Origin of the sequence: Nonomuraea harbinensis (assembly GCF_019396385.1) — a bacterium.
In the GTDB taxonomy this organism is placed as follows: domain Bacteria; phylum Actinomycetota; class Actinomycetes; order Streptosporangiales; family Streptosporangiaceae; genus Nonomuraea; species Nonomuraea ferruginea.
Window position 1 is genome coordinate 49,296 of record NZ_JAHKRN010000009.1, and the last position, 18,228, is coordinate 67,523.

Genomic DNA, 18,228 nt, shown 5'->3' on the forward strand with positions numbered 1-18,228 from the left:
TTACGCTGAGTGTTCAAGGTGACGTCTTCCGGGAGTAAGTCATGGCTATTGACTTGATCAGCAGGAAAGCGTGGGGTGCCCGATCGCCGCGCGGGAGTCATACCCGGCTCGACTCGACCAAGGGCGTGAAGGTCCACTACACCGGCGGGCGGGTCGACCCCCGCATCGTCGACGAGCACGACCGTTGCACGGCGCTGGTCCGCTCGATCCAGAACTCGCACATGGACGGCAACGGGTGGATCGACATCGGCTACTCGTTCGTGGCATGTCCGCACAAAAAGGTCTTCGAAGGACGGGGGCTGAACCGGTTGCCCGCCGCCAACGGCTCGGGGCTCAACCGGGGCCACTACGCGGTGCTCGGCCTGGTGGGCAACGCGGGGCTGTTGGAACCGCCTGACGGGATGTTGCACGCGATTCTGGACGCCATTGACCATACCCGGCAGAACGGGCGGGCGGGCGATGAGATCAAGGGGCATCGTGACGGGTACGCCACCGACTGCCCGGGCGGGCCGCTGTACGCGTGGGTCCGCCGGGGCGCGCCCCGGCCGGACGGCGGGGGCAACGGCACCCCTGAGCCGCCGGGCGCGCCGCCGTTCCCCGGCCGGCTGCTCAAGTACCCGCCGGTGACGCGCGGCGACGACGTGCGCACGTGGCAGGCCAAGATGGCCGAGCGCGAGTGGGAGATCGACGTGGACGGCGCGTACGGGCCCCAGTCGCGCGACGTGTGCCGCCGCTTCCAGCGCCAGCAGAAGATCGACGACGACGGCGTAGTGGGCCCCGTCACATGGCGGCGCACGTGGGAGGCGCCTCAGGGGTAGGACTGGGGCTGACCCCCGGTTACCTCGTAAATCAGCCTATGCGTACTATCCGACCATGGATCTGGCTGCGGGGTTTCCTTCCACCTCGCGCGACGACTGGCGGGCGTTGGCCATAGCGGTGCTGCGCAAGTCCGGCGTCGACGCGGAGACGCCCGAAGAGGCGCTGTCCCACTCCACCTATGACGGGCTGGCTGTCGCACCGCTGTACGACGCCGCCGACCTGCCCGCGTCCGCGCCGTTCGAGCGCGGCTCGCGACCCGCCGGCGGCTGGGACGTCAGGCAGCGGCACGCGCTGCCCGACCCCGAGGCGGTGATGGCCGACCTGGAGAACGGGGTGACCTCGCTCTGGCTCGTCGTCGGCGACGGCGCGATCCCGGTGGCCGAGCTGCCCCGGCTGCTGAAGGGCGTCTTCCTCGACCTCGCGCCGGTCGTCCTGGAAGCGGGCGAGCGGACGGCCGAGGCCGCCGAGGCCCTGCTCACGCTGGCCGGTGACACCCCGGTCCAGGGCAATCTGGGCGCCTCGCCGCTGAGCCCCGAGGCCGCGGAGCTGGCGGCCCGGTGCGCCGCCGGGCATCCCGGGCTGCGGGCCGTCACGGTCGACGCCACCCCCTACCACGACGCGGGCGGCGGCGACGCCGAGGAGCTCGGCTGCTCGCTCGCGCTCGCCGTGGCCGGCCTGCGCGCGCTCACCGCCGCCGGGCTCACCGTCCAGCAGGCGTGCGACCAGCTCGAGTTCCGGTACGCCGCCACCGACGATCAGTTCGCCACCATCGCCAAGCTGCGGGCGGCCAGGCGGCTGTGGGACCGGGTCACCGAGGTGACCGGGGCTTCCGGGCCGCAGCGCCAGCACGCGGTGACCAGCTCGGCCATGATGACCGGCCGCGACCCCTGGGTGAACATGCTGCGCGCGACCGTCGCCTGCTTCGCGGCCGGGGTGGGCGGCGCCGACGCGGTGACCGTGCAGCCGTTCGACGCGGTGGTCCGGCCGCCGGACGCGTTCTCCCGCCGGATCGCCCGCAACACGCAGTCGCTGCTGCTGGAGGAGGCCGGCGTCGGGCGCGTGGTCGACCCGTCGGGCGGTTCCTGGTACGTCGAGCGCCGCACCGAGGAGCTCGCCGGGCAGGCCTGGGCCTGGTTCCAGGAGATCGAGGCGGCCGGCGGCATCGAGGCCGCCGCCGAGCTGGTCGCCGGCCGCGTCGCCGCCACCCGGGAGCGCCGCGCCGCCGACCTCGCGCACCGCCGCCTCCCGCTCACCGGCGTGAGCGAGTTCCCCGATCTGGAGGAGAAGCCTCTCAACGGAGCCTCCTCCTCTGGACCGTTCCTGGCGTCCCACTCGCCCGCCGCCCTCGCCGCCGGGCTGCCGAAGATCCGGTACGCGCAGGAGTTCGAGGAGCTGCGTGACCTGGCCGACGCGCAGGCCGAGCGGCCCAAGGTGTTCCTGGCCACGATCGGGCCGGTCGCCGTGCACACGCCGCGGGCCGCGTTCGCCGCCAACCTCTTCCGGGCCGGCGGGCTCGACACCGAGACCGCGGGCCCCGGCGCCGATCCCGAGCAGATCGCCACCGCCTTCGCCGTCAGCGGGGCCACCGTAGCCTGCCTGTGCTCCAGCGACAAGCTCTACGGCCAGCACGCCGAGGCGGTCGCCGCCGCGTTGAGACGGGCCGGCGCGCGCACGGTCTGGCTGGCGGGGAAGGGTGACTATGACGGCGTCGACGGCTACGTCCACGCCGGCTGCGACGCGCTCGGCGTCCTGCGCACGACCTTCCGCGACCTGGAGGTGACCCGATGATCCCCGACTTCTCGACCGTCCCGCTCACGGCCCGCTCGTCCGGGGGCGACGGCCCGGGCCCTGACGCCCCCGCCTGGGAGACGCCGGAAGGGATCGCGGTCAAGCCGCTCTACACCGGCCGCGACCTCGACGGGCTCGACTTCCTGGGCACCTACCCGGGGGCCGCGCCCTACCTGCGCGGGCCGTACCCGACGATGTACGTCAACCAGCCGTGGACCATCCGCCAGTACGCGGGCTTCTCCACGGCCGCCGACTCCAACGCCTTCTACCGCCGCAACCTGGCCGCCGGGCAGAAGGGCCTGTCGGTGGCCTTCGACCTGGCCACCCACCGGGGCTACGACTCCGACCACCCGCGCGTGGCCGGCGACGTCGGCATGGCGGGGGTGGCGATCGACTCGATCTACGACATGCGCCAGCTCTTCGACGGCATCCCGCTGGACCGCATGTCGGTGTCCATGACCATGAACGGGGCCGTGCTGCCCATCCTGGCGCTCTACATCGTGGCGGCCGAGGAGCAGGGGGTGACGCCGGAGCAGCTGGCCGGCACCATCCAGAACGACATCCTCAAGGAGTTCATGGTACGGAACACGTACATCTATCCGCCTGCGCCGTCGATGCGGATAATTTCGGATATTTTCGCGTACACCAGCGAAAAGATGCCGAAATTCAACTCCATCAGCATTTCCGGCTACCACATCCAGGAAGCCGGGGCCACCTGCGACCTGGAGCTCGCCTACACCCTGGCCGACGGGGTCGAGTACCTGCGGGCCGGGATCGCCGCCGGGATGGACGTCGACCGGTTCGCGCCGCGGCTGTCGTTCTTCTGGTGCATCGGCATGAACTTCTTCATGGAGGTCGCCAAGCTGCGGGCCGCCCGGCTGCTCTGGGCCAAGCTGGTCGACGGGTTCGGCGCGAAGAACCCCAAGTCGCTGAGCCTGCGCACGCACTCGCAGACGTCGGGCTGGTCGCTGACCGCGCAGGACGTGTTCAACAACGTCGCGCGCACCTGCGTCGAGGCCATGGCCGCCACCCAGGGCCACACCCAGTCGCTGCACACCAACGCGCTGGACGAGGCGCTCGCGCTGCCCACCGACTTCTCCGCCAGGATCGCCCGCAACACCCAGATCCTGCTCCAGCAGGAGTCGGGCACCACGCAGGTGATCGACCCGTGGGGCGGCTCCTACTACGTCGAGCGGCTCACCCACGACCTGGCCGAGCGCGCCTGGGAGCACATCCAGGAGGTGGAGGCGGCGGGCGGCATGGCCAAGGCCATCGAGGCGGGGCTGCCCAAGCTCCGCATCGAGGAGGCCGCGGCCCGCACCCAGGCCCGCATCGACTCCGGCCGCCAGCCCGTCATCGGCGTCAACAAGTACCGGCCGGACGCCGACGAGCCCATCGAGGTGCTCAAGGTCGACAACAGCGCGGTCCGCGCCCAGCAGCTGGAGAAGCTGCGCGCGCTGCGGGCCGAGCGGGACGAGGCCGCGGTCGGCCGGGCGCTCGACGCGCTCACCCACGCCGCCGCCAACCCCGGCCCCGACGCCAACCTGCTCAAGCTGTCGGTGGACGCCGCCCGCGCGAAGGCCACCGTGGGCGAGATCTCCTCCGCGCTGGAGAAGGTGTTCGGCCGGCACGCCGAGCAGGTCCGTACGATCTCAGGTGTGTACCGCGACGAGGCGGGCCCGGCCGCCGACATCGAGCGCGCCCGCGAGGCGTGCGCCGAGTTCGAGCGCGCCGAGGGCCGCAGGCCGCGCATCCTGGTCGCCAAGATGGGCCAGGACGGCCACGACCGCGGCCAGAAGGTGATCGCCACCGCCTTCGCCGACCTGGGCTTCGACGTCGACGTCGGCCCGCTGTTCCAGACGCCGGAGGAGGTGGCCAGGCAGGCGGTCGAGGCCGACGTGCACGTCGTCGGCGTCTCCACGCTCGCCGCCGGGCACCTCACCCTGGTGCCCGCGCTGAAGAAGGCGCTCGCCGACCTCGGCGCCGAGGACGTCATGATCGTGGCGGGCGGGGTCATCCCGCCGGGCGACTTCGACGAGCTGCGCGCCGCCGGGGCCGCCGCGATCTTCCCGCCGGGCACCGTGATCGCGACCGCCGCCCTGGAGCTGCTGGAGGATCTGCGCGGGCGGGCGTAGCGCTTTCCGCGTGACACCGCCCCGGCATCCGAGGTGCCGGGGCGGTGTCATTGCGGCGTGGGCGAAGATGTCAGGCTGTAGCCGGATCTGCGAGGAAGGGGCGTGGCGTGCGCTCGCTGGAGGACTACGTTCGGGGCGTCAAGGCGGGGGCGCGGGCCTGGGTCGCCCGTGCCATCACGCTCGTGGAGTCCACCAGGCCCGACCACCGGGCGATGGCCCAGGAGCTGCTCGTCGAGCTGACCCCGCTCACCGGGAAGGCGCGGCGGGTGGGCATCTCGGGAGTGCCCGGGGTGGGCAAGTCGACGTTCATCGACGGGTTCGGCACCATGCTCACCGGCGAGGGCCACCAGGTCGCGGTGCTGGCCGTCGACCCGTCCTCCACCAGGACCGGCGGCAGCATCCTCGGCGACAAGACCCGGATGTCGAGGCTGGCCGTCGACCCGGCCGCGTTCATCAGGCCCTCGCCCACGTCCGGCACCCTCGGCGGCGTGGCCAAGGCCACCAGGGAGGCGATCGTCGTGGTGGAGGCGGCCGGGTTCGACGTGGTGCTGGTCGAGACCGTCGGCGTCGGCCAGTCGGAGACCGCGGTCGCGGACATGGTCGACACGTTCCTGCTGCTCACGCTCGCCCGTACCGGAGACCAGCTGCAGGGCATCAAGAAGGGCGTGCTGGAGCTGGCGGACGTGATCGCGGTGAACAAGGCCGACGGCGAGCACGCGCTCGCGGCGCGCAAGGCCGCGCGCGAGCTGGCCGGGGCGCTGCGCATGCTGCGCTCCGACAGCGCGCCGCCGCCCGTGCTCACCTGCAGCGGCCTGACCGGCGACGGGCTGGAGGAGCTGTGGCGCCAGGTCCTGGCCCATCAGGAGGGCCTGGACCTGGCGGACAAGCGCCGCCGCCAGCAGGTGCGGTGGACCTGGACGATGGTGCACGACCGGCTGCTGGCAGAGCTGCGCGACGACCCGCGGGTGTCGGAGATCCGCGACGGGATCGAGCGCGAGGTGCTCGCCGGCACCCTGACCCCGTCGCTCGCCGCCGACCGCCTGCTGGCCGCCTTCAAGCGCTCCTGAGGACCGCCGCCTACGCCTGGCCGTCGTAGAAGGAGTCGAGGGTCTCGCCGTAGCGCTCCTCGACCGCCTTGCGCTTGACCTTCAGGCTGGGCGTCAGCTCGCCGGTCTCGACCGCGAAGTCCTGAGAGAGGATCGAGAACTTCTTGATCGTCGCGTAGCTGGCCTGGTCGGCGTTCACCTGGTCGACCGCCTTCTGCACCTCCTCGCGCATCCGGGGGTGCGCGCGCAGCTCCTCCGGGTCGGTCGGCAGGCCCTGGGCCTCGGCCCACGGCCTGGTCACGTCCATGTCGAGGGTCATCAGCGCGGTGCAGAAGTTGCGGCGGTCGCCGTGCACGAACACGTGCGAAAGGTACGGGCACGCGGCCTTGATGCGGCCTTCCAGGTGGGTCGGGGCGACGTACTTGCCGCCGGAGGTCTTGATCAGCTCCTTCTTGCGGTCGGTGATGGTCAGCCGGCCCTGGTCGTCGAGCTCGCCGATGTCGCCGGTGTGGAGCCAGCCGTCCTCGAGCGCCTCGGCGGTCTCCTCCGGCAGGCCGTGGTAGCCGCGCATGATGCCGCGACCGCCGATGAGGATCTCCCCGTCGTCGGCGATGCGCACCTCCGTGCCGGGCAGGGGCTGGCCCACCGAGCCGAACTTCACGTTCGCCGGGCGGTTGAGGAAGCTGCCCGCCGAGGACTCGGTCAGCCCGTAGCCTTCGAGGATCGTCAGCCCGGCCGCGTCGAAGAACTCGGCGATGTCCTGCGAGAGCGGCGCCGCGCCGGAGATGAAGTAGCGGATCCGGCCGCCGAAGCGGGCGCGCAGCTTGCTGAACACCAGCCGGTCGGCGATCGCGTACTCGATCTTGGTCGTCAGCGGGATCGGGGCGCCGTGCTGGCGCGCCCGGACCACCCGGACGCCGGTCTTGCGCGCCCAGTTGAAGATCTTCAGCTTGGCGCCGCCCTCGCGCTGCTGGGTGGCCGCCACGGTGTTGTGGATCTTCTCGAAGATGCGCGGGGCGGCGGCCATGAACGACGGCTGCAGCGCGCCCAGGTTGTCGGCGATGCGGTCGAGCCGCCCGTCGATCGCGGTCGGCGTGCCGATGTCGATCATCACGACCTCCAGCAGCTTGCCGAACGAGTGGGACAGCGGCAGCCACAGGAAGTGGAGGTCGTCGGAGGTGATCAGGTTGAGCTCGCGGACCGCGCTCGCGGCGTACAGCCAGTTGTCGTGGGTGAGCTCCACGCCCTTGGGGCGGCCCGTGGTGCCGGAGGTGTAGATGAGCGTGGCCAGGTCGGCCTCGCCGATGGCGTCGACCATGGCGTCGTAGTCGGCCTCGGCCGCGGCCTTGCCCGGCACGTCGTCGAGCTTGATCACCCAGCCGTCGTCGCTCGCGGTGCCGTCGATCACGATCACCTGCGTGACGTCCGGCAGCTCCTTCTGCACCGAGCGCAGCTTGGCCACCTGGTCGTCGTTCTCCGCGATGACGATCGAGGTGCCGGAGTCGTTGACGACGAAGGCGCACTCGGCCGCGGTGTTGGACGGGTAGATCGTGGTCGTCGCCGCGCCGGTCGACAGCACCGCCAGGTCGCACAGGATCCACTCCAGGCGGGTGGAGCACAGGATGGAGACCCGGCGGTCGGGGCCCGCGCCGAGGGCGGCCAGGCCGAGCGCCAGCTCCCGGACCCGCTCCCCGGTGGCGCGCCAGGACAACGACGTCCATCCGTCGCCCGACGGCGTCCGGTACGCCTCGGCTTCGGGGGTGGCCGCGATCCGGTCGCGGAGAAGAGAGGGGATGCTGGACATGCCTGACCTCCTGTGGGGGTGTTGCAGCAGACTCTAGGACGAGTGCGCGCCTCCAGTCGACGGGCTGCGCCCCCGGCCCCCCGAGGTCCTGCCCACGAGGCAGGACGTGCGTACCTCCCAGGCGCCGCAGGCGCACCGCAGATACGACACCACGCCGTCGGAGGTGGCGTGGGTGGAGACGAGGGTCAGGGCGAGCGGGTCATGGAGGTGTCTGGAGTCCATGCCCCCAAGGTGATGTAATGGTCTTGTGCATTTCAACACTTACGGCGGCAATGGGGCCGCGCTCTCGGCGGCCCTGGTCAACGCCACCGACTTCCGCCCGGGGCCGCTCGCCGGGCTGCTGACCGAGCACGAGATGCTGCGCACCGCGATGACGCCCGCCCAGGCGGGGGAGATGGAGGCCTGGGCTCTCCGCCTCGACCCGGTCTTCGGCGAGCCCGAGGTCGCCAAGCAGATCACCCTGGTCAACGAGCTGCTGGAGATCACCGCGGCCAGGCCGTTCGTGAGCACCCACGACGGACTGACGCCCCACCTGCACTTCTCCTCGACCGAAGGCGACATCGTGGCCAGGGCCAAGGACACCACCGCCGGCGGCCTGGCGATGGCCATCTGCTTCTCCGACGGGCGCAGGCTCGGCCGCTGCGACCGTGAGGGGTGCCGCACCGTGTACGTGGACACCTCGCGCAACGGGCGCAGGCGCTTCTGCTCGCTCTCCTGCGCCAACCGGGTCAACGTGGCGGCGCACCGTACCCGGCAGAAGGGACTCACGGGAACGTGAATTGACGTCGGGGGATGAAGCGGGCGATAGTGTGGCAGGTGACTGCCCCTCGGATCTTCACCTGCACGCTCGCCCTGGCGGCTCTCACAATCGGAGCGTGCAGCGCCGCGCCCACCGTCACCGGTGGCGAGACCAGCGCGAGCGGCGTGGCGGGCGGCGACGGCGCGGCGGTCGCGGGAGACCCGTCGACCCCGTCCACCCCCGTGCCCACCGCGCTGACCGCCGACGCCTACAAAGGCGAGCTCGACGGCCGGCGCGACGACATGAGCAAGGCCATCAAGTCCCTGGCCGGCGCCCGCTCGCTGAAGTCGCTCGACCAGCGCGTCGTCAAGGCCCAGGAGACCCTCCAGAGCGCCGCCGACGAACTGGCCCGGCTCAGCCCGCCGCCCGAGGTCCAGGCCCAGCACACGGCGTACGTCGAGAGCCTGCGCGAGGTCGCGCTCCAGCTCGGCACGTCGGCGACCAAGGTGGGCAGCAGGGACCTGTGCACCCCGTCCGCCGTCTTCACCGACCTGGACGACCCGCTGACCGCGCTCGGCCGGGCCGGCAAGGCGCTGGAGGACGCCGGCGACTACGAGGCCGACATCGTGTCGGTGAAGGCCGCGGGCAAGAAGAACAGGCGGCTCGGCAACGGCCACTTCCTGCGCAAGGGCGGCTCCGGCGGCCGCAGCTCACTGCAGATCCACAACGGCGGCACCCGCGACGCGGTGATCAGCCTGGTGCGCGGCAAGTCCAAGGTCTACAGCGTGTACGTGCGCAAGAAGGCCAAGTTCAAGATCAACAACGTGGGTGACGGCAACTACCGCATCTACTTCACCCACGGCGTCGACTGGGACGGCAAGAGCCGTTCGTTCACCCGGGAGTGCAGCTTCGAGCGCTTCCAGAAGTCGGTGCGGTTCAAGACCACCTACACCGCCACGCAGATCCGCTGGCACGACTGGCGGATCACCCTGCACGCGATCTCCGGCGGCAACGCCCGCACCGCGAAGGTCGACCCGGACGACTTCCCGGCCTGATCGCGCGAACGGGGCCTCGCGGTCGCGCGGCCCCGTTTCGACGGATCAGCTGGAGAAGAGCATGCCCACCCAGCTGCGCTGGCGGTGATGCTTGCTGTGGCCGTAGTGGCCGCCGGGCCGGGGCGCGCCCCAGGCCGGGCCGCCCGGCGCGGGCGGCGGAGGAGCGGCGTGGTAGGCCGCCTCCATCTGCGTCAGCGTCTCGAGCTCGCCGTAGTCCAGGAAGATCCCACGGCAGTTGTCGCACTGCTCGATGTGGATACCGTTGCGCTCATACGTCCGCATGTTGCCGCGGCACTTCGGGCACTGCATCTACACGCACTCCTTGGCCTCGATGTCCTGGGTGAAACCTATCGCGCGCGTCGCCGTCACGCTCTGACGATTCTGCTGCACGATTCGACCAACGAATGCTCGACCTCGTCCAGTTCCCTGCCTTCCCGGTGGGCATGGCACACGGCCACGGCCGCGAGTTGCGCCGTCACCGCCCTGGCGGGCAGGTCGAGGCGTCGCCACGGGTCGTCGCCGCCCAGCGCCGGGCCGCCCGCCGCCAGGTAGGCGCCCAGGAAGCGGTCCCAGACCTCCGGCTCCAGCAGGCCCGCCGCGTACCACGCGGCCGGCCTGGCCAGGTCCCACGCCGGGTCGCCCACGCCGAGGTCGTCGGCGTCGATCAGCAGCCACCGGTCGCGGAACACGAGCTGGCCCAGGTGCCAGTCGCCGTGCGCGAGCAGCCCCGGCCCCGGCTCCGGCTCGGGCAGCTCCGCGAACGCGCGCCGGATCAGCCGCTCCACCGGCCCGTCGCCCTCCATCCGCCGCACCGCCCTGGCCGCCCTGCCCGGGCCGCCGGCCGCGGGCAGCCGCGGCAGCAGCGTGAGAGGCACCGCGTGCAGCCGGGCCAGCAGCCTGGCGCCCTCCTCCCAGGGGGCGTCATCCGCCTCCTCCCGCCTGATCGGGCGGCCCGCCGGCCACACCGTCACCGCTCGCCCCGACACCGTGAGCACGTCGGGCACCAGCGGCGCGAGCATCACCCCGGCCAGCGCGGCGGACGCGCAGGCGCGTAATCGCGCGCGCAGGCCGGGCACGTCCTCGCGGACGGCGTGCGCCTTCACCACCACCTCGCCGCGCCGCACCACCACCGAGTCCGAGCGCGTCTGGTGACGCACCGGATCGCCGCTGCCCCCGTACGTGCCGGCGACCCCGGCCAGCTCCCCCTCAAGACCCACTCGTACAGACTAGGGGCATGAGAATCGGATTCGCCGTGCCCCAGTCAGGGGCGTGGGCCACGCCGCAGGCCATGCGCACGATCGCCACCCGGGCGGAGCGGCTCGGATACCACGAGCTGTGGACCTTCCAGCGGATGCTCTACCCGGTGGGGCACGAGATGGGGCCCACCTATCGCAGCGTGCACGACCCGCTGATCACACTGTCCTACCTGGCCGGCGTGACAGAGCGGATCCGGCTCGGGGTGGCGGTGGTGAACGCGTTCGTGCAGCCGGTGCCGCTGGCCAAGCAACTCGCCACCCTGCAGACCCTCTCGGGCGGCAGGCTGACGGCCGGGCTGGGGCTCGGGTGGGTGGAGGAGGAGTTCGAGGCGGCCGGGGTCGGCTTCGCGCGGCGCGGGCGCAGGGGCGAGGAGTTCGTCGAGGTGCTGCGCAAGATGTGGGGCGACGAGGTGGTGGAGCACCGGGGCGAGTTCTACCGGATCTCGCCGTCGTACGCCGACCCTAAGCCGTCCCCGGCGCCGCCGATCCTGCTGGGCGGCACGGCTGAGGTGGCGCTGCGCAGGGCGGGGCGGCTGGCCGACGGGTGGGTGAGCTCCAGCCGCGAGGACCTGTCGGGCATCGCCGGCCGCATCGCGCTGGTGAAGGCGGCGGCCTCGGAGGCGGGGCGGGACGCCGGGTCGCTGCGGTTCGTCTGCCGGGGCGTCACCCGGGTGCGGCCCGAGCCGGGGGAGCGGCGGCGGCTGACGGGCACCGTGGAGGAGATCAGGGGCGATGTCGCCTGGCTGGCGGAGCAGGGCGTGACCGACCTCTTCCACGACCTCAACTTCGACCCGCACGTCGTCACCGCCGACCCTGACGAAGCACTCCGCCACGGCGAGACCCTCCTGGAGGCCCTCGCCCCGTCCGCCTAGCCGTTCCGGAACATGCCCGGGAGCGCGGACCGGTCCGTCCGCGCTCCCTGGGGCGTTCAGCGTCCCGCACGGGGCACGCAGCGTTCGCCCGCCGTCTCGTGCCAGGAGGACACATGCAACGCGGTGAAGTCTGGTGGGCCGACTTCGATGAGCGACGCCCGGTCGTGCTGCTCTCGGACGAGGAGTCATCCGGGTTTCAGGCGATGCAGGTCGTCGCGCCAGCGGGCGTCGACATGAGCGATCGAGCGGGCGGGCGTGTTGTCCTCCGTGAAGCTCAGCGAGGTTGGAGAAGCCGTCCGTGCCGCTGGAGAGAGGAGGGAGTGGACCCCGATGACGACTGCCAGGATCAGCGAGATCAAAGATGCCCGCCGTCTCGAAGGACTCGAGTAGCGGACGCCTGTGCTGCCCAGCTCGATCTCGTTGACGACTGACCGCTGCCCCCTCTCCACCGCACTCCAGCAACAAGATCACGATCTACGGCTGGAGTACTAGGAGGACAGGCGCAGGGCTTCGGTTGCGATCGCGGTGCGTAGGTCGCGGATGCCTGGGAGGCCGCGTACCGGGTGTACGGCGTTCGTCAGGAGGACGGCCGTCAGGCGGTGGGACGGGGAGACGATCAGGGAGGTGCCGGTGAAGCCGGAGTGGCCGAACGCGTCGTCCAGCGGGCCGACGATGCCCGGGTCGCCGATGCGGACGCCGAGCCCGTGCCGGAACGGCGCGCCGGTCACGCCCTGGTCGCGCAGCATCTCGGCCACGGTGTCCGGGCGTAGTGCCGCCCCGCCGCCCAGCCGGAGCGCCTCGCCGAGGGCCAGCACGTCGTCCGCGGTGCCGAAGACGCCGGCGTGTCCCGCCACCCCGCCGAGCGCGTACGCGGTCTCGTCGTGCACCTCACCCCGCACGCAGCCCGGCCCCGGTCGCTCGGGCTTCCACTCGGTGGCGGCGACCCGTGAAAGGTCAGCGGCCCCCTGAGACAGCCCGCCCGCGGGTGCAGGCGGGGTGGGGGAGCCTTTCTCGTACGGTGGCTCGCCGTGAGTGGGGGAGCCGATCTCGTACGGGGGCCCGCCGTCGGTCGTGGGCTGGGCGGGAGGGCTGGAGACCGGGCGGTAACCCGTGGCCGTCAGGTTCAGGGGGCCGGTCACGCGGGCGCGGACCAGCTGGTCGAGGGGGGTGCCGGAGGCGACTTCCGCCACCCGGCCCGCCATCACCAGGCCCACGTCCGAGTACAGGTACGGCCCGCCCACCGGAGAGGTCACCGGCGTCGAGACCATGGCCGCCATGCGCGCGGCCGGAGAGGCGTCCGGGAGCTCCAGGTCGATGCGGCGGGTGGGCTGGAAACCCGCCGTGTGCGTCAGCAGGCGGCGCAGGGTGATCCGCGGGTCGCGGCCCGGCAGCCAGGCCGCCACCGGCTCGTCCAGGCCCAGCACGCCCTCCTCGGCCAGCGACAGGACGGCGGCCGTGGTGAACAGCTTGCTGATCGAGGCCAGGTCGAAGACGGCCTCGCGGCTCGCGGGCGGCCTGTACTCGGCGAGCGTGAACGCGGCGTCCCGGTAGCGCACCAGCTCGCCGGCGGCCGAGGCCGCCACGACCGCGCCGTCCACGGCGATCAGCGCGACAGCCGCCGGGCACACCCCCGGCACGGCCTCCGCCAAGATCGCGTCCAGCCGATCGGACATCCTCTAGCCCCCCGTACGTCGAATGAACCCAAACCCAGGACCCCCCGAGTCGACAGATCCCCGTCAGCCGCTCAGCGCGTCGCTGAGCCGCTCCCCGTGGGAACGCAGCAGCGCGCGGGCGCCCTCCGCGTCCAGCTTGTGCCTGATCATCAGCACCGCCACCTTGGCCTGCCCGCCCGCCTCGGCCAGCGCCCGGCCGGCCGCCTCGTGGCCCGCCCCGGTGATGTCGCTGACCATGCGCACCGCGCGCGAGGCCAGCTTGCTGTTCATCGCCGACATCTCGATCATCTGGTTGCCGTACGTGCGGCCGAGCCGGACCATCGAGATCGTCGAGATCATGTTGAGCACCAGCTTCTGGGCCGTACCCGCCTTGAGCCGGGTGGAGCCCGTCACCACCTCGGGGCCCACCACGACCTCGATCGGGTGCTCGGCGGCGGCCGACAGCGGCGCGCCCTCGTTGCACGACAGGCTGACGGTGAGCGCCTCCCGGCGGCCCGCCTCCGCCAGCGCCCCCAGCACGAAAGGGGCGCGCCCGCTGGCCGAGACGCCCACCACCGAGTCGAGGGGGCCCACTTCCAGCTCCGCCAGGGCGGCGGCGCCCGCGTCCGCGTCGTCCTCGGCGCCCTCGACCGAGCGGGTGAGCGCTTCATGACCGCCCGCGATGACGCCCTGGACCAGCTCCGGGTCGGTGCCGAAGGTCGGCGGGCACTCGGACGCGTCCAGCACGGCCAGCCGGCCCGACGTGCCCGCGCCGACGTACAGCAGCCTGCCGCCCTTGCCCATCCGCTCGGCGATCGCGTCGATCGCGTCGGAGATGGCCGGGATGGCGAGGGCCACGGCCGCCGGCACCGCGGCGTCGGCCTCGTTCATCAGTCGGGCGATCTGCAGCGTCGGCAGCCGGTCGATCTGGCTGTAACGGGGATCGCTCTGCTCGGTGGACGGCTCTGGTAGCGGATCAATCATGACGCTAATTTCCACCCTCTACTTCTCTCTTGTAAATATCTTTCAGACAATGGGTTCATGTCATACGTACGCACCGGAGCCGAACGGCTGGCCGCGGATCCGTCGCTGGCCGGCGGGACGCGCCTCGGCCTCATCACCAACCCCACCGGGGTCCTGCCCGATCTGACCCCCACCGCTGACGCGCTGCTGGCGGCCGGAGTGCCGCTGACGGCGCTGTTCGGCCCCGAGCACGGCGTCCGCGGCACCGCGCAGGCCGGCTTCAGCGAGGGCGACGCGGTGGACGCCAGGACCGGGCTGCCGGTATACGACACGCACAAGATTGAGGGCGAGGCGCTGGACGAGCTGGTGGAGCGCTCCGGCGTGGACACGCTGGTGTTCGACATCGCGGACGTGGGCGCCCGCTTCTACACCTACGTCTGGACGATGTACGACCTGCTCGCCTCGGCCGCCCGGCTGGGCCTGCGGTTCGTCGTGCTGGACCGGCCGAACCCGCTCGGCGGGACCGTCACCGAGGGCCCGCCGCTCGACCCGGCGTTCGCCAGCTTCGTGGGCCGCTTCCCGCTGCCGCTGCGCCACGGCAGGACCGCGGGGGAGCTGGCCACGCTGTTCGGCTTCGACGCCGACCTGCGCGTGGTCACCATGGACGGCTGGCGGCGCGACATGACGTTCGCCGCCACCGGCCTGCCCTGGGTGATGCCGTCGGTCAACATGCCCACCCCCGACACCGCGCTCGTCTACCCGGGGACCGGGCTGTTCGAGGGCACGAACTTCTCCGAGGGCCGCGGCACCACCCGGCCATTCGAGCTCGTCGGCGCCCCCTACGCCGACGAGCGGTTCGCCCCCGCGCTGGCCGCGCTCGGCCTGCCCGGCGTGCGGTTCAGGGAGACGTGGTTCACGCCCACCTTCCACAAGCACGCCGGCCTGCCGGTACGGGGAGTCCAGCTGCACGTGCACGACCCGGAGGCGTTCCGGCCGGTGCTGACCGGGGTGAGCATGCTGCACGTGGCGCGCACGCTCTACCCGGGGCACCTGGAGTGGCGGGGGCCGGAGCAGTTCATGGACCACCTGTGGGGGTCCGGCAGCCTGACCAGGTGCCTGGACGCCGGGGAGGATCCGCGCGGCCTGTGCGCCGAGCCCGCTCCCCCTGACGGACCTCTCCTCTACGGCTGACTTCACGCCAGTTCGCGCCCGTACAGCCAGAAGACGCGCTCGGCGCGGGCGCCGACGGCGCGCGCGTAGAACCGCAGCGGGCCGACCCAGCCGATCTGGGCGGTCCGCTGCCCGGCCGCGCGCATGTCGGCCAGGCAGAGCCGGAGCAGCACCCGGCCCAGGCCGGTGCCGCGGGCCTCGGGCGCGGTGCCCATCGGCCCGAACCAGGACGGGCGGGTGCCCCAGGCGGCGAAGGCCAGCACGCGGCCGTCGCGCTCGGCGTAGTGCAGGCCGGAGGCGTTGACGGCCTCCCAGGCCCAGGCGTCGTTCCAGTGCTCGCGGGCGAACTCCGCCACCCGGCCCCGGTCGCCGCCGGCCGCGCGGACCTCGATGCCGATCTTGGCCAGGCGCTCCACGTCGGCCCGCACGTCCAGGCCGGTGTCCAGGCCGGTGTCCAGGCCCGCGGTCATGTTCCAGGCCGTGCGGTCGAGCTCGTAGCCGAGGCTCTCGGCCAGGCAGGCGGCGGGCGTGTAGCGCACGTCGATGCCGGGCCAGGCGTAGCAGGGCGGGTTCCCGGCCAGGCGGACCCGGCGGGCGCCCTGGCCGCGCAGCCACTCCTCGGCCGCGCGCAGCAGCGCCCGGCCGCCGCCCAGCCCCTGGTGATCGGGGTGTACGGCGATGAGGTCGACGTGGCCGACAGCCGGGTCGGCGGTGGACATCGACGCCATGGCGAGGCCGCCGCCGGTCACCAGCGCGGCCCAGCGGCGGTTGGCCGGCGGCGCGGCCAGCCTCTCCACCAGTGCCCCGGCCTCCTCCGCGTCATGGACGAGCGCCGCCCGCGCCACCTCGGCGGCCCGCGCCAGATCGGCGCCGCGCAGCTTGCGCAGCACCCGGACCTCGCCTGTCTCCGGGCCGGTGGGGTGGGAGGTCACCTCACACCTCGCTCATCGGGCGGGCCACGACGCTGCGCCGCTCCGGGTAGAAGCAGGCGTGTTCCTGCGGGATGCCCTCCGTCACCTGCAGCAGGGGGCGCTCGTCGGCGCAGCGCTCGCCGCGGAACGGGCAGCGCGGCGCGAACAGGCAGCCCGACTCGTCCTGCCCGGCCTCCATCGACTCCACCGGCGTCACCGGCTGCTCGCCCGGCCGCTCCAGGCCGTGCAGCACCGGGATCGCCGACAGCAGCGACTGCGTGTACGGATGCACCGGGTCGGCGATCACCGTGTCCACCGGCCCCCGCTCCACGACCTGACCCCGGTAGATCACGTACAGCTCGCCGTCGTCGCCGATGTAGCGCGAGGTGGCCACGTCGTGGGTGATGAACAGCACCGCCACCCCGAGCCGCTCGCGCAGGTCCTTCAGCAGCGCCAGGATGCCCAGCCGGAGCGAGACGTCGATCATCGACACGGCCTCGTCGGCGACCAGCATCTCCGGGTCCACGGTCAGCGCCCGCGCGATGACCACGCGCTGCCGCATGCCGCCCGAGAGCTGGTGCGGGTAGCGGGCCAGCACGCTGCCCGGGTCCAGCCCGACCATCGACAGCACCTCGGCGGCCCGCTCCTCGATCCACGCCTTGGACCGCCCGGTCTGCTTGGCGCGCAGGGTGAGCGGGGCGTTCAGCGTCTGGTGGATGGTGCGGGTCGGGTTCAGCGCCGAGTACGGGTCCTGGTGGATCAGCTGGATCTTGCGGAAGTGCGGCTGGCGCTGCTTGGGCTTCAGCGACGACATGGGCACGCCGTCCAGCGTAAGCTCGCCCTCGTCGTAGGTCTCCAGGCCGGCGATGATCCGGCCCAGCGTCGTCTTGCCGCACCCGGACTCGCCGATGAACGAGGCCGCGCCGCCCTTGGGGATGGCGAAGTCCACCCCGCGCAGCGCCCGCACCTCGCGTGCGCCGAGCACGTTGCCGCGCTGCTTGAAGGTCTTGACGATGCCTTCTCCGGTGATCACGCGTGCTCCCTCACCTTCACCGCGTGGCAGGCCACGATCCGGTCCCCGTGCGCGACGGCCGCCGGGTCGTCGGTGTCGCAGACGTCCATCCGCAGCTCGCACCGGTCCCTGAACACGCAGCCCCGCTCGGGCACGGTCGTCAGCGTCGGCGGCCGGCCGGGCAGCGCCCGCGCCTCGGCGATGTCGCCGGTCAGCCTGGGGATGGCCCTGATCAGGCCCTTGGTGTAGGGGTGGCGGGGGTCGCCGAGCACCTGCCTGGTCGGCCCCTGCTCGACCAGCCTGCCGCCGTACATGACCGCGAGCCGGTCGGCGACCTCGGCCACCACCCCGATGTCGTGGGTGATCACCAGCGTGGTGAGGCCGCGTTCGGCGTGCACCTCACGGACGATCTTCAGGATGTTCGCCTGGGTGATCATGTCGAGCGCGGTGGTCGGCTCGTCCAGCACCACCAGGTGGGCGTTGAGCACCAGCGCCAGCATGATGCCGACGCGCTGGCGCATGCCGCCCGACAGCTCGTGCTGGTGCGAGTCGAGCACCCGCGCCCCGTCCAGGCCCATCCGGCCGAGCAGCTCCCTGGCGTCGCGGACCAGGCCGCGCAGGTCCTCCACGCCGTGCGAGCGGCCCAGGTCGAGCACCTGCTTGCCGACCGTCTTGAGCGGGTTGAGGGAGTTCTGGGCGGCCTGGAAGACGTACCCGACGTGCTTGCCGCGCGCCTTGCGCAGCTCCTCGCCGCGCAGCCCGACCACGTCGCCGAGCCCGTCGATGTCCACGCTGCCCGCCGCGATGCGGCCGGGCGGCTGCACCGCGTTCAGCAGCGACAGCGCCAGCGTCGACTTGCCCGAGCCGGACTCCCCGACGATGCCGGTGATCGTACCGGGCTCCAGCGTCAGCGCCACGTCCCGTACGGCGGGCAGCTCGCCCGCGGGTGTCTTGTAGACGACCGTCAGGCCGTCGATGCGCACTCCCGGCGCTTGTCCTGGCACTC

At 72.4% G+C, this 18,228-nt stretch carries 17 protein-coding genes; 8 read left to right on the forward strand and 9 right to left on the reverse strand.

Features of this window, described 5'->3' with window-relative positions:
- The first annotated feature begins 41 nt into the window (after window positions 1–41).
- From KME79_RS11995 to meaB, 4 genes are all read left to right on the forward strand, one after another.
- A complete protein-coding gene (locus KME79_RS11995) occupies window positions 42–818 on the forward strand; it encodes a peptidoglycan recognition protein family protein (RefSeq protein ID WP_219544498.1) in 777 nt (258 codons plus the stop codon).
- 55 nt (window positions 819–873) lie between these two features.
- Window positions 874–2,607, forward strand: coding sequence for a methylmalonyl-CoA mutase family protein (locus KME79_RS12000; RefSeq protein ID WP_219544499.1), 1,734 nt, complete (start codon window positions 874–876; stop codon window positions 2,605–2,607).
- The gene (gene scpA, locus KME79_RS12005; protein ID WP_148032521.1) at window positions 2,604–4,742 is read left to right on the forward strand and encodes a methylmalonyl-CoA mutase; all 2,139 of its coding nucleotides are present in this window, start codon (window positions 2,604–2,606) and stop codon (window positions 4,740–4,742) included. Before KME79_RS12000 ends, scpA begins: the two co-directional genes overlap by 4 nt.
- 107 nt (window positions 4,743–4,849) lie before the next feature.
- Window positions 4,850–5,809: a methylmalonyl Co-A mutase-associated GTPase MeaB gene (gene meaB / locus KME79_RS12010; RefSeq protein ID WP_148032520.1), complete on the forward strand. Its 960-nt coding sequence runs from the start codon at window positions 4,850–4,852 to the stop codon at window positions 5,807–5,809.
- A gap of 10 nt (window positions 5,810–5,819) precedes the next feature.
- On the opposite strand, the gene KME79_RS12015 is transcribed toward meaB, so the two are convergent.
- Window positions 5,820–7,592, reverse strand: coding sequence for an AMP-dependent synthetase/ligase (locus KME79_RS12015; RefSeq protein ID WP_148032519.1), 1,773 nt, complete (start codon window positions 7,590–7,592; stop codon window positions 5,820–5,822).
- A gap of 33 nt (window positions 7,593–7,625) precedes the next feature.
- Complete coding sequence (locus KME79_RS12020) at window positions 7,626–7,814, reverse strand: hypothetical protein (RefSeq protein ID WP_148032518.1); 189 nt, start codon at window positions 7,812–7,814, stop codon at window positions 7,626–7,628.
- 25 nt (window positions 7,815–7,839) lie between these two features.
- On the opposite strand from KME79_RS12020, the gene KME79_RS12025 reads away from it, so the two are divergent.
- On the forward strand, window positions 7,840–8,370 hold the full coding sequence (locus tag KME79_RS12025) for a CGNR zinc finger domain-containing protein (RefSeq protein ID WP_219544500.1): 531 nt from the start codon (window positions 7,840–7,842) through the stop codon (window positions 8,368–8,370).
- A 38-nt stretch (window positions 8,371–8,408) separates the two neighbouring features.
- A complete protein-coding gene (locus tag KME79_RS12030; RefSeq protein ID WP_219544501.1) occupies window positions 8,409–9,386 on the forward strand; it encodes a hypothetical protein in 978 nt (325 codons plus the stop codon).
- A gap of 45 nt (window positions 9,387–9,431) precedes the next feature.
- Here KME79_RS12030 and KME79_RS12035 read toward each other — a convergent pair whose 3' ends face one another.
- Entirely contained in the window at window positions 9,432–9,695 is a 264-nt protein-coding gene (locus KME79_RS12035) for a TFIIB-type zinc ribbon-containing protein (RefSeq protein ID WP_148032515.1), read from the reverse strand.
- Between the two features lie 56 nt (window positions 9,696–9,751).
- Entirely contained in the window at window positions 9,752–10,603 is an 852-nt protein-coding gene (locus KME79_RS12040; RefSeq protein WP_148032514.1) for a phosphotransferase family protein, read from the reverse strand.
- 17 nt (window positions 10,604–10,620) lie between these two features.
- On the opposite strand from KME79_RS12040, the gene KME79_RS12045 reads away from it, so the two are divergent.
- On the forward strand, window positions 10,621–11,514 hold the full coding sequence (locus tag KME79_RS12045; RefSeq protein WP_219544502.1) for a TIGR03619 family F420-dependent LLM class oxidoreductase: 894 nt from the start codon (window positions 10,621–10,623) through the stop codon (window positions 11,512–11,514).
- A gap of 488 nt (window positions 11,515–12,002) precedes the next feature.
- Here KME79_RS12045 and KME79_RS12050 read toward each other — a convergent pair whose 3' ends face one another.
- Complete coding sequence (locus tag KME79_RS12050) at window positions 12,003–13,187, reverse strand: serine hydrolase domain-containing protein (RefSeq protein WP_219544503.1); 1,185 nt, start codon at window positions 13,185–13,187, stop codon at window positions 12,003–12,005.
- Window positions 13,188–13,250: 63 nt separating this feature from the next.
- A complete protein-coding gene (murQ, locus tag KME79_RS12055) occupies window positions 13,251–14,150 on the reverse strand; it encodes an N-acetylmuramic acid 6-phosphate etherase (protein WP_219544504.1) in 900 nt (299 codons plus the stop codon).
- Window positions 14,151–14,207: 57 nt separating this feature from the next.
- Here murQ and KME79_RS12060 point away from each other — a divergent pair, with 57 nt between their 5' ends.
- A complete protein-coding gene (locus KME79_RS12060) occupies window positions 14,208–15,320 on the forward strand; it encodes an exo-beta-N-acetylmuramidase NamZ family protein (RefSeq protein WP_219544505.1) in 1,113 nt (370 codons plus the stop codon).
- 2 nt (window positions 15,321–15,322) lie between these two features.
- On the opposite strand, the gene KME79_RS12065 is transcribed toward KME79_RS12060, so the two are convergent.
- From KME79_RS12065 to KME79_RS12075, 3 genes are read right to left on the reverse strand one after another with little or no spacing between them, the layout of a single operon-like run.
- The gene (locus KME79_RS12065; RefSeq protein WP_308248882.1) at window positions 15,323–16,231 is read right to left on the reverse strand and encodes a GNAT family N-acetyltransferase; all 909 of its coding nucleotides are present in this window, start codon (window positions 16,229–16,231) and stop codon (window positions 15,323–15,325) included.
- Window position 16,232: 1 nt separating this feature from the next.
- Window positions 16,233–17,243, reverse strand: coding sequence for an ABC transporter ATP-binding protein (locus KME79_RS12070; RefSeq protein ID WP_219544506.1), 1,011 nt, complete (start codon window positions 17,241–17,243; stop codon window positions 16,233–16,235).
- Window positions 17,240–18,226, reverse strand: coding sequence for an ABC transporter ATP-binding protein (locus KME79_RS12075; protein ID WP_261808645.1), 987 nt, complete (start codon window positions 18,224–18,226; stop codon window positions 17,240–17,242). The genes KME79_RS12070 and KME79_RS12075 overlap by 4 nt, the downstream gene beginning before the upstream one ends.
- Window positions 18,227–18,228: the final 2 nt, after the last annotated feature.

Coding starts and splice junctions, on each gene's coding strand:
- KME79_RS11995 (WP_219544498.1), top strand. CDS start 42: ATGGCTATTGACTTGATCAGCAGGAAAGCGTGGGGTGCCCGATCGCCG.
- KME79_RS12020 (WP_148032518.1), bottom strand. CDS start 7,814: ATGGACTCCAGACACCTCCATGACCCGCTCGCCCTGACCCTCGTCTCC.
- scpA (WP_148032521.1), top strand. CDS start 2,604: ATGATCCCCGACTTCTCGACCGTCCCGCTCACGGCCCGCTCGTCCGGG.
- murQ (WP_219544504.1), bottom strand. CDS start 14,150: ATGATTGATCCGCTACCAGAGCCGTCCACCGAGCAGAGCGATCCCCGT.
- KME79_RS12035 (WP_148032515.1), bottom strand. CDS start 9,695: ATGCAGTGCCCGAAGTGCCGCGGCAACATGCGGACGTATGAGCGCAAC.
- KME79_RS12000 (WP_219544499.1), top strand. CDS start 874: ATGGATCTGGCTGCGGGGTTTCCTTCCACCTCGCGCGACGACTGGCGG.
- KME79_RS12060 (WP_219544505.1), top strand. CDS start 14,208: ATGTCATACGTACGCACCGGAGCCGAACGGCTGGCCGCGGATCCGTCG.
- KME79_RS12015 (WP_148032519.1), bottom strand. CDS start 7,592: ATGTCCAGCATCCCCTCTCTTCTCCGCGACCGGATCGCGGCCACCCCC.
- KME79_RS12045 (WP_219544502.1), top strand. CDS start 10,621: ATGAGAATCGGATTCGCCGTGCCCCAGTCAGGGGCGTGGGCCACGCCG.
- KME79_RS12050 (WP_219544503.1), bottom strand. CDS start 13,187: ATGTCCGATCGGCTGGACGCGATCTTGGCGGAGGCCGTGCCGGGGGTG.